The following is a 17,089-nucleotide window of genomic DNA, read 5'->3' as shown; positions in this document are numbered from 1 at the left end:
GCCCGCCGGCGCCGCAGCATCGCGCGGCCGGGAGCGCTGCGCTCCCGCGAACAGAGCGGTCGGACCGCGCCGCCCCGGGCGAGCGGGGCCGCCGGGGGCAGCTGGATCAGGGCGCCGGGTTCGGGTACCGGGCGTGGATCTGGTCGATCTCGCCGAGCACCGCCGCGTCGAGCACAACGCCTGCGCTCTTCACGTTCTCCTCGAGCTGCTCGAGCGTGGTCGCCCCGAGGATGGTGCTCGCCACGAACCAGCGGCTGCGCACGAAGGCGAGCGCGAGCGACGCCGGGCTCAGGCCGTGGGCGCGCGCGAGCTTGAAGTAGGCCTGCACCGCCTCATCCACGTTGGGCTTCCTGTAGCGCTGGCCGAAGGACTCGAACCGGGCAAAGCGCGAGCCCGGCGGCGGCCCGCTCAGGTGCTTGCCCGTGAGCAGGCCGAACGCGAGCGGGCTATAGGCGAGCAGCGGCACGTCCTCGCGGCGCGAGGCCTCCGCGAGCGCGGAGTCGAACGTGCGGTTGACGAGGCTGTAGGCGTTCTGGATCGACACCGGCCTGGGGAGCCCGAGCTGCGCCGCGACGCGGCTCCACTGCGCCACCCCCCAGGCGGTCTCGTTGCTGAGCCCGAAATACCGGACCTTGCCGTCGCGGATCACCTCCGCGAACGCCGCGAGCTGCTCGGCGATCGGCGTGCTCGACCGCTCGTTCGCCGGATCGTAGGCGCTCGCGCCGAACTGCGGCACGTACCGATCGGGCCAGTGGATCTGGTAGAGATCGATGTAATCGGTCCTGAGGCGCCGCAGGCTGTCCTCGACCGCGCGCCGGACGTTGGCGCGGTTGATCGCGAGGGAGCCGCCGCGGACCCACGGGATCGGGCGGCCCGGCCCCGCGATCTTCGTCGCGACGATCACCTTGTCGCGCGGCCGCTGGCTCAGCCACTCGCCCACGTAGCTCTCCGTGCGCCCCTGCGTCTCGGCGCGGGTCGGCACGGGGTACATCTCGGCCGCGTCGACGAAGTTGATGCCCGCGTCGAACGCGTAGTCGAGCTGCGCTCTGGCGTCCTCGAGCGTGTTCTGCTCGCCGAACGTCATCGTCCCAAGGCAGAGCTCCGAAACCCGGAGCTCGCTGTCACCCAGCTGTCGATAATGCATCGCTATACCGTCCGTTGGCCCTCGAGTACCACGAGCCCGCGTCAACGTCCACTATAACGGACAAATATTCTTTTATAACGGACATCACGCCCGTACGTGTCGACCAGTTCAAGGAGAACCTCCTTCGAACAGCGCGATGGGGATCCCTGCACGGCGTATCAGCAGCGCTTGCGGGCCAGAGGCTCCTCGATGAGCGCCGTCAATCGATCGATCTGGATGGGCTTGACGAGATGCGTCTCGAAGCCTGCCCCCTTCGAGCGCCGGAGATCCGCCTCCTGCCCGTAACCGGTGATCGCGATCAGGCGAACACGCTCACCCGCCGGCTGCTCGCGCAGGCGCCGCGCGAGCTCGTAGCCGTCCATCACTGGCAGCCCGATGTCGAGAAGCGCAACGTCGGGCGCAAACTCTTCCGCGATCCGGAGCGCGGACGGGCCGTCGGCGGCGATGCGTGTCGCGTGCCCCATCGCGCCCAGCGACTCGGCCAGGAGCTCGACGGCATCGAGGTTGTCGTCCACGAGCAGGATGCGACGTCGGTCGGCGGGAGCCGGACTCCCCTGCGTCCCGGCCGGCGGGCGCGCCGGCGCGGCCTCGGGCGAGCGCACGTTCGCCGCGGCTGGCAGCCGGATGGTGAACTCGCTTCCGCGCCCGCGGCCTTCGCTGTGCGCGCTCACGCGGCCGCCATGCATCGCGACGAGGTTGTGGACGATGGCGAGGCCCAGGCCCAGGCCGCCCTGCGAGCGGTCGAGCGCCTGGCGCTCCTGCACGAAGCGCTCGAAGACGCTCGCCAGCATCTCGGGGGCGATGCCGATGCCATTGTCGCGCACAGAGAGGACGACCTCGCCCTCCGTGCGCTCGGCACGGACGGCGATCTCACCGCCGCTCTCTGTGTACTTCGCCGCATTCGTGAGCAGGTTCGAGATCACCTGGGCGAGCCTCATGACGTCGCCGTCCACGGCGAGGCCGCTCGAGGGGACCGTGACGGTGAGATGGTGCCGGCGCTGCTCGAGCAGCGGGCTCGCCAGCTCGACCGCCTTGGCCACGACCTCCGCGAGCTCGGTCCGCTGCTTCTTCAGCTCGACCTTGCCCCGCGTGATGCGGGAGACGTCGAGAAGGTCGTCGACGAGCGCCGTCAGGTGCTTGATCTGGCGCTCGATGACGAGCCGCTCGCGCTCGGCGTGGCCTCCGGCGCGGAGGCGCATCAGGTGGAGCGCTGTCACGATCGGGGCGAGCGGGTTGCGCAGCTCGTGGCCGAGCATCGCCAGGAACTCGTCCTTCGCGCGGTTCGCCCGCTCCGCGTCCCGCCGCGCGTCCTCCGCGCGGCGCAGCAGCTCCTCGCGCTCCCGCGCCGCCACCTCGAGCTTCTTTCGCGCCCGCACGGACTCGGTGACGTCGAGCGCCACGACCAGGATCCGGGTGACGGCGGCGCCAGCGTCACGCATCGGGTGCAAGTTGAAGCTCCAGTACGACTCTTCCGGCACGCCGCGCCCGTGATCGAGGTCGAACCGGCAGTCGTAGGTGACGAACGGCTCGGCCGTCGCGTAGACCCGGCGGAAAACATCGAGGAGCGGCGAGCCGACGATCTCCGGGAAGGCTTGCGAAAGCGTGCGTCCGATCACGTCGCGATGGCCCACCATGGCCACGAAGTGCGGGTTCGCCATCTCGACGACGAGCTCGGGGCCACGGTAGACGGCGATCCCGACGGGGGCATGCTCGAACAGCGCATACATCTTCCCGCGCTCCCGCTCCGCGGCCCGCCGGTGCTCGGCGAGCTGGAGGTGGGTCGCGACGCGAGCGACGAGCTCGCGCGCCGAGAACGGCTTCACGAGGTAATCATCGGCGCCGGCCGCCAGGCCCTCGATGCGAGACTCCTCGCCCGCGCGCGCCGAGAGCATGATCACCGGCACGCCCCGCGTCGCCGGATCGGCGCGCAGCGCCCTGAGCAGGCCGAAGCCGTCGAGGCCCGGCATCATCACGTCGGCGACGAGGAGATCCGGCGGCAAACGTCGGGCGATCTCGAGCGCGGCGGCGCCGTCGCTCACGGCCTCGACGGTCCACCGCTCATCGAGGATGCGCCGCACGTACATGCGCATGTCAGCGTTGTCGTCGGCGAGGAGGATGCGCGCGCTCGGGCCGAGCGGGGCCGCGACGTGGTCGGGCTCGACGTGATCGCCCGAGGCGAGCGCCTCGGCGGGCACGAGCGCCTCGGCGGGCGCATCCGCGGTGAGCTGCCACCGCAGCGCCTCCTCGACGTAAGGCGCGGCGCCGGTCGCGGTCGACGAGAGCGTCTTCTCGGCGCGGATACGCTCCGCCGGGAGGTGCGCGGACCCGCGCGGGATCGCGATCGTGAACGCCGTCCCCTCGCCCACGCGGCTCTCCGCCCGGACGCTGCCGCCGTGAAGGCGCACCAGCTCATGCACAAGCGCGAGCCCGATCCCGGAGCCCTCGTGCGTGCGCGCCCGCGCGTCCTGGACGCGGTGAAAGCGCTCGAAGAGGTGCGGCAGCTCGTGCTCGGGGACGCCGGTGCCCGTGTCGCGCACCACGAGATCGACGTGATCCCCGCACGCGCGAAGCGACATGACGATCTCGCCGTCGAACGTGAACTTCAGGGCGTTGGACAGCAGGTTCAGCACGATCTTCTCCCACATGTCCCTGTCGACGAAGACCGGCTCCGGGAGCTTCGGGCAGTCCACCTTGAACGCGAGCCCGGCTCGCTCGATCGCAGCGCGGAACGCGCTCGCGAGATCGGCGGTGAAGCCGGCGAGGTCCGTCGGCTCGTAGGACGCCTGAGCGCGGCCCATCTCGAGGCGCGAGAAGTCGAGCAGCGCGTTCACCAGCTTGAGCAGACGCAGCGCGTTGCGGTGAGCGAGCGAAAGGTGCTCGCCGGCCAGCGCGCGCGCCGGCGACGCGAGCGCGTCCTCCATGGGGCCGAGCATCAGCGTCAGCGGCGTCCGGAACTCGTGGCTCACGTTGCTGAAGAACAGCGTCTTCGCGCCGTCGATCGCGGCGAGCTCCTCGGCCCGCCTGCGTTCCTCCTCGTAGGCCCGCGCGTTCGCGATGGCGGTCACCACCTGATCCGTGATCAGCCGGAACAGCCCGCGGTACGGCTCGTCGAGCAGGCGGCGCGGGCTCACGCCGCCGACGAGGAAGCCATACGGGCGATGTTGGCCCGGCCGCGAGAGGGGCAGGACGATCGCCTGCTCAGGCGCGCTGCCCCAGCAGCTGAGGGGCAAGGCGCCGAAGCGGGCCGCGAGATCACCAACGAGGAGCTCGCCAGAGGCGCGCGCCGCCTCCGCGAACGGCCAGGTCGAGGTCCGCTCGTCTCGCTCGTGGAGGGAGATGCGCGCCGGCTTCGCCGCTCCCTGGTATCCGTCGAGCCCGCTCGCGCCGACGAGGCGCGCCTCGCCCGTATCGCCGTCCAGCAGATAGAGCAGCGAGAACGGCAGATCAGCGTCGTTCGCCGCGAAGATCTCCACGGCCGTGCAGCACGCCTCCTCGGCAGACTTCGCCTCGGCGGAGCGCGTCGCGAGATCGCGCAGCATGCGGAGCTGGCGCGCGTCGACGACTTGCTCCGTGGTCTCCTGCACCGTGACGAGGACGCCGACGACCCGCTCGGCGTCGCCGGGTATCGGGCTGTAAGAGAACGTGAAGTACGCCTCCTCGACGAAGCCTCGCCGGTTCATGGGGAGCATGAGGTGCTCGCTCCACGTCGCGGGCCCCCCGTCGAGCACGCTCTTCGCCATCGGGCCGATGACGTCCCAGATCTCGGCCCACACCTCGACCGCCGGGGCGCCCATCGACGCAGGGTGTTTCATGCCCAGGATAGGCCGATAGCCATCGTTGTAAATGTGCAGCATTTCCGGCCCGAGCAGCGCGAGCATGGGGAACCGATTGCCGAGCACGAGGCCAACGACGGTCTTCAGGCTTATCGGCCAGTTGGCGATGAGGCCGAGCTTCGTCTTCGCCCAGTCGATCGAGCGCATCAGCGCGCCCATCTCGCCGCCCCCGGCGAGGCAGCCCTCGGCGCTCCCGTCCACGGCGCTGCCATCGGGCGAGGGCGCGACGACATCTGAAGATTTCTTCCGTATGCCGGCTGGCCGCATGCAGCGCCATGGTGGATGAAATCCACGGCTTTTGCCACCGGGACACGCGCGCACGGCTCAGGCGCCGCCGGCCTTGAACCGCCCGGCGGCGAGGACACGGGCGAGCGCGGAGGCCGCCGGGGACGGCCCGGCGGCGCGGTACGGCAGAGCGTGATCGCCCGAGGAGGGTGGGGCGAACGGCGAAGTCTGCCAGTCCGCCGACGTCGCTACGCGACGCTCACGTTCACGACCGCAGTGGGCAGCTCGAAGTGCACCGTGACGCACCACGAGCCGGCGGCGGTGAGCGCCTCCGGAGACGGCCTTGCGAGGGATCAGGGCATTCCCAAGCAGTAGCGAGGCCCTTCGAAGCTTCGTATGAATTGACCATCTTCGCTGACGTTGAGCGTGAAGTAGCTATAGGCGGAACCCTCCTCACATTGCGCTCCGTACTCTTGCGGACCAGCCGTCGTCCCGCCGATGGGATCGAGCCATTGTTCGACGGCAGGCGTTGACGATTTCCATACCTCGGGCGTCGAACAACCCAACTGGACCTGGTACACATGGTCCGCGTCGTATGTATACCTGAACGCCACGACATTCCTGGGGTAGTCGCAGAATTTGGAGACGTGCGAGCCCGCCATGCTGCCGATCACCGGGCCGGCGTCGTACCCCTCCCCCGTGTGGCCGTCGCTCTGAAAGTCGGCGCAATGAAGGACGAACCCGTTGAGCCACGCGTCACCCCAGACGCGGGCGCCCACGGCAACCCCCTCGCCGGGCACGCACTCCTGGACCATCACATCGCCGCCCATTGCGCCACCGCCCGTGCCGCCACCGGCGCCGCCCACCTCGCCGCCTCCCGCTTCGCCTCCGCCGCCACCGGCGCCGCCCGCCTCCCCACCTCCGGCTTCGGCGCCGCCGCCACCGGCGTCGCCGCTTCCGCCAGCTCCTCCAGCGGCCTCACCGTTGAACTCGAGCGTTCCTATCCCAGAGACCAGCGTGCACCCCGCGGTCGCGGCGAGCCCTGCGACCAGAACACCCATCCTCGCAATTCGCATGCGTTGCATATCCATCGTTCCTTCTCCCGTCAAAAGCTGCCTCGGTCTCGCCGCGGCGCGCGTCGCCAAAGCGCTCCGCGCGCGGTAATGTCGTGCCGTGCATGAGCCCTCGCCGAACTCCAGCGGGACGAGTCTGACGTGGATCATTCGGCCCTGCAGGCCAGAGGCTCCTCGATGAGCGCCGTCAATCGATCGATCTGGATGGGCTTGACGAGGTGCGTCTCGAAGCCTGCCCCCTTCGAGCGCCGGAGATCCGCCTCCTGCCCGTAACCGGTGATCGCGATCAGGCGAACACGCTCACCCGCCGGCTGCTCGCGCAGGCGCCGCGCGAGCTCGTAGCCGTCCATCACCGGCAGCCCGATGTCGAGCAGCGCAACGTCGGGCGCGAACTCTTCCGCGATCCGGAGCGCGGACGGGCCGTCGGCGGCGACGCGCGTCGCGTGCCCCATCGCGCCCAGCGACTCGGCCAGGAGCTCGACGGCATCGAGGTTGTCGTCCACAAGCAGGATGCGACGCCGTTCGACGAGAGAGGGAGTCCCCAGCGTCCCGGCCGGCGGGCGCGCCGGCGCGGCCTCGGGCGAGCGCGCGCTCGCCGCGGCCGGTAGCCGGATGGTGAACTCGCTTCCGCGCCCGCGGCCTTCGCTGTGCGCGCTCACGCGGCCGCCATGCATCGCGACGAGGTTGTGGACGATGGCGAGGCCCAGGCCCAGGCCGCCCTGCGAGCGGTCGAGCGCCTGGCGCTCCTGCACGAAGCGCTCGAAGACGCTCGCCAGCATCTCGGGGGCGATGCCGATGCCATTGTCGCGCACAGAGAGGACGACCTCGCCCTCCGTGCGCTCGGCACGGACGGCGATCTCACCGCCGCTCTCTGTATACTTCGCCGCATTCGTGAGCAGGTTCGAGATCACCTGGGCGAGCCTCATGACGTCGCCGTCCACGGCGAGGCCGCTCGAGGGGACCGTGACGGTGAGATGGTGCCGGCGCTGCTCGAGCAGCGGGCTCGCCAGCTCGACCGCCTTGGCCACGACCTCCGCGAGCTCGGTCCGCTGCTTCTTCAGCTCGACCTTGCCCCGCGTGATGCGGGAGACGTCGAGAAGGTCGTCGACGAGCGCCGTCAGGTGCTTGATCTGGCGCTCGATGACGAGCCGCTCGCGCTCGGCGTGGCCTCCGGCGCGGAGGCGCATCAGGTGGAGCGCTGTCACGATCGGGGCGAGCGGGTTGCGCAGCTCGTGGCCGAGCATCGCCAGGAACTCGTCCTTCGCGCGGTTCGCCCGCTCCGCGTCCCGCCGCGCGTCCTCCGCGCGGCGCAGCAGCTCCTCGCGCTCCCGCGCCGCCACCTCGAGCTTCTTTCGCGCTCGCACGTACTCGGTGACGTCGAGCGCGACGACCAGGATCCGGGCGAGAGCAGCGCCCGGGTCACGCATGAGGTGAAGGTTGAAGCTCCAGTACGATTCTTCCAGCACGCCGCGCCCGTGATCGAGGTCGAACCGGCAGTCGTAGGTGACGAACGGCTCGCCCGTCGCGTAGACCCGGTCGAAGATCTCGAGGAGCGGCGAGCCGACGATCTCCGGGACGGCTTGCGAAAGCGTGCGTCCGATGACGTCGCGATGGCCCACCATGGCCACGAAGTGCGGGTTCGCCATCTCGAACACGTGCTCGGGGCCACGGTAGACGGCGATCCCGACAGGCGCCTGCTCGAACACTGCGTACATCTTCTCGCGCTCCCGCTCCGCGGCCCGCCGGTGCGCCGCGAGCTGGAGGTGGGTCGCGACGCGAGCGACGAGCTCGCGCGCCGAGAACGGCTTCACGAGGTAGTCGTCGGCGCCGGCCGCAAGGCCCTCGATGCGAGACTCCTCGCCCGCGCGCGCCGAGAGCATGATCACCGGCACGCCCTGCGTCGTCGGCTCGGCGCGGAGCGCCCTGAGCAAGCCGAAGCCATCGAGGCCCGGCATCATCACGTCGGCGACGAGGAGATCCGGGGGCGATCGCCGGGCGCTCTCGAGCGCGGCGGCGCCGTCGCTCACGGCCTCGACGATCCACCGCTCATCGAGGATGCGCCGCACGTACATGCGCATATCGGCGTTGTCGTCAGCGAGGAGGATGCGCGCGCTCGGGTCGAAGGGGGCCGCGCCGCGGTCGGGATCGACGCGATCGCCCGAGGCGAGCGCATTGACAGGCGCCTCGGAGAGCTGCCACCGCAGCGCCTCCTCGACGTAAGGTGCGGCGCCGGTCGCCGTCGACGAGAGCGTCTTCTCGGCGCGGATGCGCTCCGCGGGGAGGTGCGCGGACCCGCGCGGGATCGCGATCGTGAACGCCGTCCCCTCGCCCACGCGGCTCTCCGCCCGGACGCTGCCGCCATGCAGGCGCACCAGCTCATGCACAAGCGCGAGCCCGATCCCGGAGCCCTCGTGCGTGCGCGCCCGCGCCCCCTGGACGCGGTGGAAGCGCTCGAAGAGGTGCGGCAGCTCGTGCTCGGGGATGCCGGTGCCCGTGTCGCGCACCGCGAGCTCGACGTGGTCCCCGCACGTGCGGAGTGACAGGAGGATCTCGCCGTCGAGCGTGAACTTCAGCGCGTTGGACAGCAGGTTCAGCACGATCTTCTCCCACATGTCCCTGTCGACGAAGACCGGCTCCGGGAGCTTCGGGCAGTCCACCTTGAACGCGAGCCCGGCTCGCTCGATCGCAGCGCGGAACGCGCTCGCGAGATCGGCGGTGAAGCCGGCGAGGTCCGTCGGCTCGTAGGACGCTTGCGCGCGGCCCATCTCGAGGCGCGAGAAGTCGAGCAGCGCGTTGACCAGCTTGAGCAGGCGCAGCGCGTTCCGGTGGGCGAGCGAAAGGTGCTCGCCGGCCAGCGCGCGCTCCGGCGACGCGAGCGCGTCCTCCATGGGGCCGAGCATCAGCGTCAGCGGCGTCCGGAACTCGTGGCTCACGTTGCTGAAGAACAGCGTCTTCGCGGCGTCGATCGCGGCGAGCTCCTCGGCCCGCCTGCGTTCCTCCTCGTAGGCCCGCGCGTTCGCGATGGCGGTCACCACCTGATCCGTGATCAGCCGGAACAGCCCGCGATACGGCTCGTCGAGCAGGCGATGCGGGCTCACGCCGCCGACGAGGAAGCCATACGGATGAGGCTGTCCCGGCCGCGAGAGGGGCAGGACGATCGCCTGCTCCGGCGCGCTGCCCCAGCGGCTGAGGGGCAAGGCGCCGAAGCGGGCCGCGAGATCACAAACGAGGAGCTCGCCAGAGGCGCGCGCCGCCTCCGCGAGCGGCCAGGCCGAGACCTCGTCGCCTCGATCGTGGAGGGAGACACGCGACGACTTTGCCGCTCCCTGGTACTCGTCGAGCCCGCTCGCGCCGACGAGGCGCGCCTCGCCCGTGTGGCCGTCCAGGAGGTAGAGCAGCGAGAACGGCAGATCAGCGTCGTTCGCCGCGAAGATCTCCACGGCCGTGCAGCACGCCTCCTCGGCAGACTTCGCGTGGGCAGAGCGCGTCGCGAGATCACGCAGCATGTGGAGCTGGCGCGCGTCGAGCACTTGCTCCGTGGTCTCCTTCACCGTGATGAGGACGCCGACGACCCGCTCGGCGTCGCCGGGTATCGGGCTGAAGGAGAGCGTGAAGTACGTCTCCTCGACGAAGCCTCGCCTCTGCAGCGGGAGCAGGAGGTGCTCGCTCCACGTCGCGGGCCCCCCGCCGAGCACGCTCTTCGCCATCGGGCCGACGACGTCCCAGACCTCGGCCCAGACCTCGGCCGCCGGGGCGCCCATCGACGCAGGGTGCTTCGTGCCCAGGATAGGCCGATAGGCATCGTTGTAGATCTGCAGGAGCTCCGGCCCCACCAACATGATCATGGCAAACCGATTGCCGAGCACGAGGCCGACCACGGTCTTCAGGCTTATCGGCCATGTCGCGACGGGGCCGAGCTTCGTCTTCGCCCAGTCGATCGAGCGCATCAGCGCGCCCATCTCGCCGCCCCCGGCGAGGCAGCCCTCGGCGCTCCCGTCCACGGCGCTGCCGTCGGGCGAGGGCGCGACGACGTCTGAGGATTTCTTCCGTATGCCGGCTGGCCACATGCAACGCCATGGTGGAAGAGATCCGTGGCTTTTGCCACCGGGACACGGGCGCACGGCTCAGGCGCCGATGGCCTTGAGCCGCCACGGCAGCCAGGAAGCGGGCAGGCGCGGCGGCGCAGTACGGCAGAGCGTGATCGCCTGAGCGGGGCGAGGCGAACGGCGAAGCCTGCCAATCCGCCGACGTCGCTACGCGACGATCACGTTCACGACCGCCGTGGGCAGCTCGAAGGGCACCGTGACGGACCGCGAGTCGGCGGCGGTGAGGGTGTCTTCGTCATGGCCGACCAGGAACGTGGCTGACAGCTCGTGCGAACCATTCTCGACGGGTTGGTGGCGCCCGCAGGAAAGGCGGCCACTCGCCGCCCTCTCGCGCCGCGACGCCGGATCACTCGCGCAGCCGCGTATCCGTGTTGTAGCCGCGCGGCGCGAGGGGCGAGAGCCTCTCCAGCCAGATCTGCTCGAGCAGGGTGAGCTCGTCCGACACGGAGAACCCGGGCTCGTCCTTCTGCTGCACGACCTCGAGCACCTCGAACGTGAAGGCGTCGGCGCCGTGCTGCTGCCAGTCCCGCTGGAGAGCCTCGTTCTGGTGCCCGCCTATGGACAGCATGAAACGGTGCTTGTTGAGCGGCCCATGGAGGTTCGTGCTGCTGCCGAGCAGCACCTTGCCGTTCACCGTGTTCTTGACCTGGAAGATGCCCGCCTGCTTCGGGGTCTCGAGATACTTCCGCTTCATCTCCTTGCGCGTTTCCATCGTGCTCGCTCCTGCGTGCTCCGCCCCTGATCCGGGCGTCCTGTTCTCCGTCTCGGGTGTCGTGTCCTTCGCCTCGGGTGTCCTGGCCTCTGCCGCGATCAGCTCGTAGTGCTGGCCGTCGCGCGCCATGTATCCCTCGTCGACGAGCATGCGCCGGATCGTGCAGTGGTCGGGATACAGGGCCTTGATGATCTCGTTCACCTCCTGCTCGCGGTAGCGCCGGCCCGCCTGGAACTTGCCAAGGAACTGCTCGAGCACGATGCGCCGCTTGCGCCATTGCTTCGGCATCTGGACCAGCACGCCCCCGCGGAAGAAGGCGCGCATCACCTGGCTCCGGGCCCGCTCCGCGCGCCGCCGCGCAGCGCCGTCGGCGGCGGAGGGCAGCGAGACGAGCTCCTTCAGCGTGAGGCGGAGCAGATCGCCGCGCAGCGCATAGACCAGGTAATACTGGGTCTTGCGCTTCGTCACGAGCCCGGCCTCGTCGAGCTTCCGGAGGTGGAAGGAGACCGTGGACGGCGCGCGCCCCAGCCGCTCGGCCAGCTCCTCGGCGCAGTGCGGCCGCTCGATCAGGGCGTTCACCACCTGGAGCCGCGACGCGTCCGCGAGCGCCTTGAGCACGCCGATGCGCGCCTCGACGCCCAGCTCGCGCGCCGGGGGATCTGATTCGACGGTCATCGAACTGAATCTAGGCAGCGCTACGGCGCCGTCAATCTGTTTCGACAGTCATCGAACCGGAAGCTCGCGACGTGGCCGCCGCTCGTTCGGGCGTCACCGTGGACGAGCGCGCAGCCGGGCTCGGGCGCGAGCCGGACGCGGGCGGGAAACGGACGAGGCGACGAGCGTCGACCCCCGCAGGGGCGGCGAGCGCCGCCTGGGACCCTCCTACTTCAGGAGCTCACGGCGAGCGGTGCTGCGTGGCGATCATGGACGGGCGTTGGCCTACGACGTCGAACCAGCGCGAGAGGCCGCTCCGGCCGCCCCGCCACGCCCGATCCGGCCAGCGGAAGTCGAGGTAGCCGAGCGCGCAGGCGACCGAGATCGCGCCGATGTCCGCGAGCGCTCCCGAAAGCGCACCGGCGTCGCGCTCCAGCCGGTCGAGGCCGGCCTCGATGGCAGCCGCCTGGCGCTGCATGACGCTGCTCGATCGCTCGCTGGATGGGCGATGCTCGTCGGCGAAGAGGCGCCCGGCAGCGGCGTTGACGCCGTCCGCGATGCCCTGCCGGAGCAAGGCGCTCCACCGCGCCTCTCCCGGCGCTGGATACAGCCCGCCGGCCACGAGGTGGTCCAGGTACTCGCAGAGGAGCGCCGACTCGAAGAGCACCCGCCCGTCCCCCAGGACCAGCGTCGGGACCTTGGCCAGCGGGTTCAGGGACCGCAGCGCCGCGTCCGACCAGGGGTTGACCAGCACGAGCTCGATCCGGTCTCCCAGCTGCAGCTCGTGGGCGGTGACCCGCACCTTGCGGGCAAAGGGGGATGTGGGAGCGTAAAAGAGCTTCATGGCGAGCAGTACGCCACCGGGCGAGGAGAGGGACAAGGGAACGACGATTCGAGGAGCTCACGCGCGAAGCGACGCTCCTCGGAGATCAGGAGTCATCTTGCGCGATCCGCTCCCTCCTGGACGACCGACACCCGCTAAGGCGGCGGCCAGCGGACACCGAGCCCCTGGTGCGGCGAGTCGGCGCTCAGGCGGACGTCGTCTGCTGGGGCCGGCAGCGCGCGCCACACGTCGGGGTGCTGGTCGGGCTGCTCGCCCTGGCTCTCGGCGAGCGCCTCGTAGAGCGCCCCCCGGTGGAGCACGTACGCGCCCTTGGGGTACGTCACGGCGCGCTCGTCCGGGCTGAGCGTCGCGCGGTCGGTCCACCACTCCAGGCGCCGGTAGTCCTCGTCGAGGGCGCCGCCCATGAAGTCGCGGAAGCGGACCCGCTCCACCGCGACCGTTGGATTGTCCTCGGCCTGCACGCTGTCGAAGAGCCACATGATGAACGGATAAGGCCCGTCCACCCGGTTGCCCTTCAGGATGTGCGGGTTCGGCGCGTTGCTGCCCACGGCGAAGACCTGCACGGGCTCGTCCATGTCTGGATACACCTCCGTGTAGTTGAAGTGGAACCCGAGGAAGACGTTGCGCTCGAAGCGTATCGTGGCGCCGGTGTCCACCGCGTGTGTGTACACCCCGCTCAGCGACGTGTCGGCGAAGTAGTTGTCCGTGAACGAGACCGTGTCCGAGGGCGAGCGCGGATCACCGTCCACGCGCGTCGGGAACAGCTCGACGAAGAGGTCGCCCGTCCCGATCACGACGTTGTGGTGGAAGCTCGAGCTGCCATAACGCTGGCCGAACTGCACGTTGCCGTCCTGGTAATGGTCGAACGCCGACCGCCACCGGACCGCGCCCGGCCCGATGACGTTGTGGTGGATCTCGCAGTCCGAGCCGAGCTGCCCGACCTGCAGCGCCTCGGTGCCGGTGCGGAGGAACCGGTTGTCGACCACCTCGAGGCGCTCGAACGCGTGCTGCGGCTGCGCCTGGGTGCTGCCGAAGTAGATCCCCTCCGAGCCGACGTCGTGCACGTAGAGGTCGTGGATCTTCACGTTGCGCATCGTGGCCTGCCCGTCGTCGTCGGTCTTGGCGACGATGCCGGCGAACTCGGCGCGCGCGACCTCGAGGGTGTCCAGCTCGAAGTCCGACGCTCCTCCGCCGATGGCCAGCCCGGAGAGGCCCTCCTTGCTGAACGCGTCGTCGATGAAGATGCCGTACGTCCCCTGGCCATGGGCGAACGCGCCCTCGGCGTGCCCCCGGAACCCCTCGTCGCCGGTCTTCGAGACTGGATCGTGGCGGCCGGTCAGGATCCAGCCCTTTCCGCCCTTGATCACGAACACGTAGTTGGCGGCGTCGCCCCCGACCTTGACCTGTCCGCCGAGGTTCGTGATCACGAGCGGGCGCTCCGCGCTCCGCTCGGGCAGGCCGCCGAGCAGGACGCTCCGGTAGCGGCCAGCCGGGATGTAGAGCCGATCGAGCGCGCTCCAGTCGACCTCCGGGAACGACCCGGCGAGATTGGGATAGGCGATCTCCGGGAGCTCACCCTCCCTCGGCGCCGGCTCCGGCAGCGTGAAGGTGGTCGTGGCCTCTCCGAAACGACCGTAGGCCGGGACGCCCGGCGTGGAGCCCCCGACGCCGCCCCCGCCAGAGGTGGCGCCCCCGACGCCGCCCGCGCCAGGCGTGGAGCCTCCGGCGCCGGCGGTGGACTCCGCATCATCGCCATCGCCGCCGCACGCCGCCATCGCGACGAGCAGGACACCTATCCTCGCGCCTTGCCGCATCCGCAGGAGGATACGGCATCAGCAGGGCGCGCCGCGCCGAAAGCCGCGCACCACGCGCCGGTGCGTGGGAGCTGGTGTTCAGAGCCGGGTGGACATGATACCGGCTGCGCCGCTCAGCGGCGCCGCCGTCTCGTCAACCTGCGCGTCTGACGGTGGGCGCGCGGTCGTCTCGCCGCCTCGCCTGCCGGTAGCCGATGGGGCTCACGCCGTGGGCGCGCGCGAAGGCGCGCGCGAACGCGGGCTCGCTGTCGTAGCCGACGCGGGCGGCGACGAGCTTCACCGGGAGCGTCGTCTCGCCGAGCAGGACCGCAGCGCGCGCGAGGCGCAGCCGGCGCACGTGATGGCCGAGCGGCTCGCCGAGGAGCGCCGTCGCGCGCGCCGCGAACGCGGATCGCGAGAGCCCGGCCGCTCGCGCGAGGTCCCCGAGCTCCCACGCGCGCTCGGGCGAGGCGCGCACCCGCGCGAGCGCGGCCGCGATCGGCTCGTCCCGGAGCGCGTCCCGCCGCGGCAGCGACGCCGCAGGGTCGCGCAGCGCGCTCGCGAAGAGCGCGTGCGCCCACGCCTCGCCGACCGAGCGGCGCAGCGCCGCCGAGAGCGCCGGCGGGCCGGCGAGCAGCGCGAGCGTGTCGTTGAGCCAGCGCGCGAGCCCCGGCGCCGCGCCCGCGACGTGCACCGCGGGCGGCAGCAGCGCGACCCACGGGGCGCCCGCCGCGTCGACGTGCAGGTCGACGACGACGAGGCGCGTCTCCGGCGGGGCCTCCGTGGCCAGGGCGTCGTCGGCCACGGCGCGCATCCCGCGACAGAGGGCCTCTGGGTGCGCGAGCGAGGTCGTCGGCCGATCGCGGATGGCGTGCTCCTCGGCGCGCGGCAGGAACACGAGCTCTCCCGCGCCGAGCGCGAGCCGCCGGCGCGCGACGTCGATCCACCCGCCGCCGCGGAGCGCCGCGTACACCCGGGCGGAGGCGCGCTGCGCCGGCTGCCGCTTGCCCCAGCGATCGCCGAGCGCGAAGCGCCTCACCTCGGCCTCGCGAAGCACGACGCTCCGGGCCAGCTCGTCGAACGCGGCGGACATGGCGCGATCGACTCTACACCACGCGGCGGGCCGCGCCACGCCGGCGCGCGCGATCCGCCGGGAGAGCGGCGCCGGCCGTGGACCGTGGACGCGCGGATCGTGGAGCTGGACGCGCGGCAATCGCGGCGTCTCTACGCTGGCCTCGTCGACACGAAAGGAAAGGACATCCCATGACACACCCCCTCCCGCATCCCCGGCCGCTCGACGCCGCGCAGGCGCTCGACGCGCTCCTCGATCTCATCGGTCGTGACATCAATCGCTGGCTCGACCTCTTCGCCGACGACGCAACCGTCGAGTTCCCGTACGCGCCGGCGCTCGGCGCGCCGGCGCGCCTCGAGGGCAAGGAGGCCATCCGGCGCCATTTCGAGGGCATCCTCCAGAGCTTCCACGGGCTGGAGCTCCGGGACGTGCGGCGGTATCCGACGACCGATCCCGACGTCGCGCTCGCCGAGGTGCACGGCTCGGCGACCATCGGGCCCGCGCGCAAACCCTACGAGCAGGACTATGTGATGATCGTCGCGACGAGGAACGGCCGCGTCGTGCGCTACCGCGAGTACTGGAATCCAGCGCCCGTCCTCGAGGCCTTCGGCGACGAGCTCAACACGCATCGCGAGGGGGCGTCATGAGGACGCGCGCGGGGAGCGACGGGCCGCTCGTCCTGATCACCGGCGGGACGGGCACCACCGGGCGAGCCGTCGCCTCGCGGCTCGCGGCCGCCGGCGTGCGCGTCCGCACCGCGAGCCGCGCGGCGCCCGCCGCTCGCGACGGCGTGGAGCACGCCCGCTTCGACTGGGCCGACGCCGCGACGCACGATGAGGCGCTCCGCGGCGCCGATCGCGTGTACCTCATGGCTCCCGCGATGGTCGAGGATCCCTCGGCGCTCATGCTGCCCTTCGTCGAGCGCGCGCTCGCGAGCGGGGCTCGCCGCCTCGTCCTGCTCAGCGCGTCGGCCGTGGCGGAGGGGAGCCCCGGGCTCGGCCTCGTCCACCGCGCGCTCCGCGAGCGCGCTCCGGAGTGGACCGTCCTCCGACCGTCGTGGTTCATGCAGAACTTCATCGACCCGCGCCACCCGCACGCGGCGGCGATCGCCGGGCGCGGCGAGCTCACGACCGCGACGGGCGGCGGCCGCGTCGGCTTCGTCGACGCCGACGACATCGCGGAGGTCGCCGCGCGCGCGCTCCTCGACGACACGCCGCACGACACATCTCACGTCATCACCGGCCCGGAGGCGCTCAGCTATGATGACGTGGCGGCCATCGTGTCCCGCATCGCCGGCCGCGCGATACGCCACGTCCACGCCGGCGAGGAGGACGCCCGCGCGTACCTCGTCCGGGCGGGTATCCCATCGCTCTACGCCGCGTTTCTCGTGAGCCTCGACCTCGCCATCCGCGACGGGGCCGAGGACCGCGTCACCGACGTCGTTCAGCGCGTGACGGGCCGCCCGCCCCGCGCCTTCGGCGACCTCGCGCGCGCCCACGCGCACGTCTTCCGTGGGGAGCCCAGCGCGCGCGGCGGCCCGGCCGCCTAGCGACGTCCGATCCGCCGGGCCCCGCCGCGTCGAGCCGACAGGCGAGCTCGACGACGACCGCCTTCACTCGCTCCCGACGTGCCC

At 71.3% G+C, this 17,089-nt stretch carries 10 protein-coding genes; 2 read left to right on the top strand and 8 right to left on the bottom strand.

The annotated features are described in order from the left end of the window. Positions 1 to 106 precede the first annotated feature (106 nt). From WMF14_RS04025 to WMF14_RS03990, 8 genes are all read right to left on the bottom strand, one after another. Positions 107 to 1,144: an aldo/keto reductase gene (locus tag WMF14_RS04025; RefSeq protein WP_437798855.1), complete on the bottom strand. Its 1,038-nt coding sequence runs from the start codon at positions 1,142 to 1,144 to the stop codon at positions 107 to 109. 158 nt (positions 1,145 to 1,302) lie between these two features. Further along, a complete protein-coding gene (locus WMF14_RS04020) occupies positions 1,303 to 5,178 on the bottom strand; it encodes an ATP-binding protein (protein ID WP_437798853.1) in 3,876 nt (1,291 codons plus the stop codon). A gap of 377 nt (positions 5,179 to 5,555) precedes the next feature. Further along, positions 5,556 to 6,278: a hypothetical protein gene (locus tag WMF14_RS04015; protein ID WP_437798852.1), complete on the bottom strand. Its 723-nt coding sequence runs from the start codon at positions 6,276 to 6,278 to the stop codon at positions 5,556 to 5,558. A gap of 143 nt (positions 6,279 to 6,421) precedes the next feature. After that, positions 6,422 to 10,342 (bottom strand): ATP-binding protein, encoded by a 3,921-nt coding sequence (locus tag WMF14_RS04010; RefSeq protein WP_437798850.1) that lies wholly within the window; start codon positions 10,340 to 10,342, stop codon positions 6,422 to 6,424. Between the two features lie 385 nt (positions 10,343 to 10,727). Continuing rightward, positions 10,728 to 11,768: a metalloregulator ArsR/SmtB family transcription factor gene (locus WMF14_RS04005; protein WP_437798849.1), complete on the bottom strand. Its 1,041-nt coding sequence runs from the start codon at positions 11,766 to 11,768 to the stop codon at positions 10,728 to 10,730. Positions 11,769 to 11,988: 220 nt separating this feature from the next. Continuing rightward, on the bottom strand, positions 11,989 to 12,591 hold the full coding sequence (locus WMF14_RS04000; protein WP_272097822.1) for a glutathione S-transferase N-terminal domain-containing protein: 603 nt from the start codon (positions 12,589 to 12,591) through the stop codon (positions 11,989 to 11,991). Between the two features lie 134 nt (positions 12,592 to 12,725). Further along, the gene (locus tag WMF14_RS03995) at positions 12,726 to 14,405 is read right to left on the bottom strand and encodes a right-handed parallel beta-helix repeat-containing protein (protein ID WP_437798847.1); all 1,680 of its coding nucleotides are present in this window, start codon (positions 14,403 to 14,405) and stop codon (positions 12,726 to 12,728) included. A 133-nt stretch (positions 14,406 to 14,538) separates the two neighbouring features. Beyond that, positions 14,539 to 15,477 carry a helix-turn-helix domain-containing protein gene (locus WMF14_RS03990; protein WP_437798845.1) on the bottom strand — a complete coding sequence of 313 codons (939 nt, stop codon included), beginning with the start codon at positions 15,475 to 15,477 and terminating at the stop codon, positions 14,539 to 14,541. Positions 15,478 to 15,647: 170 nt separating this feature from the next. On the opposite strand from WMF14_RS03990, the gene WMF14_RS03985 reads away from it, so the two are divergent. Then, positions 15,648 to 16,103 carry a nuclear transport factor 2 family protein gene (locus WMF14_RS03985; RefSeq protein WP_437798844.1) on the top strand — a complete coding sequence of 152 codons (456 nt, stop codon included), beginning with the start codon at positions 15,648 to 15,650 and terminating at the stop codon, positions 16,101 to 16,103. After that, the gene (locus WMF14_RS03980) at positions 16,100 to 17,005 is read left to right on the top strand and encodes an NAD(P)H-binding protein (protein ID WP_437798843.1); all 906 of its coding nucleotides are present in this window, start codon (positions 16,100 to 16,102) and stop codon (positions 17,003 to 17,005) included. The genes WMF14_RS03985 and WMF14_RS03980 overlap by 4 nt, the downstream gene beginning before the upstream one ends. Positions 17,006 to 17,089 lie beyond the last annotated feature (84 nt).

Source organism: Sorangium sp. So ce693 (genome assembly GCF_051521375.1).
GTDB classification, from domain to species: domain Bacteria; phylum Myxococcota_A; class Polyangia; order Polyangiales; family Polyangiaceae; genus Sorangium; species Sorangium atrum.
Note: the sequence above shows the minus strand (reverse complement) of the source record. Positions and strands in the feature narration are given on the sequence as shown.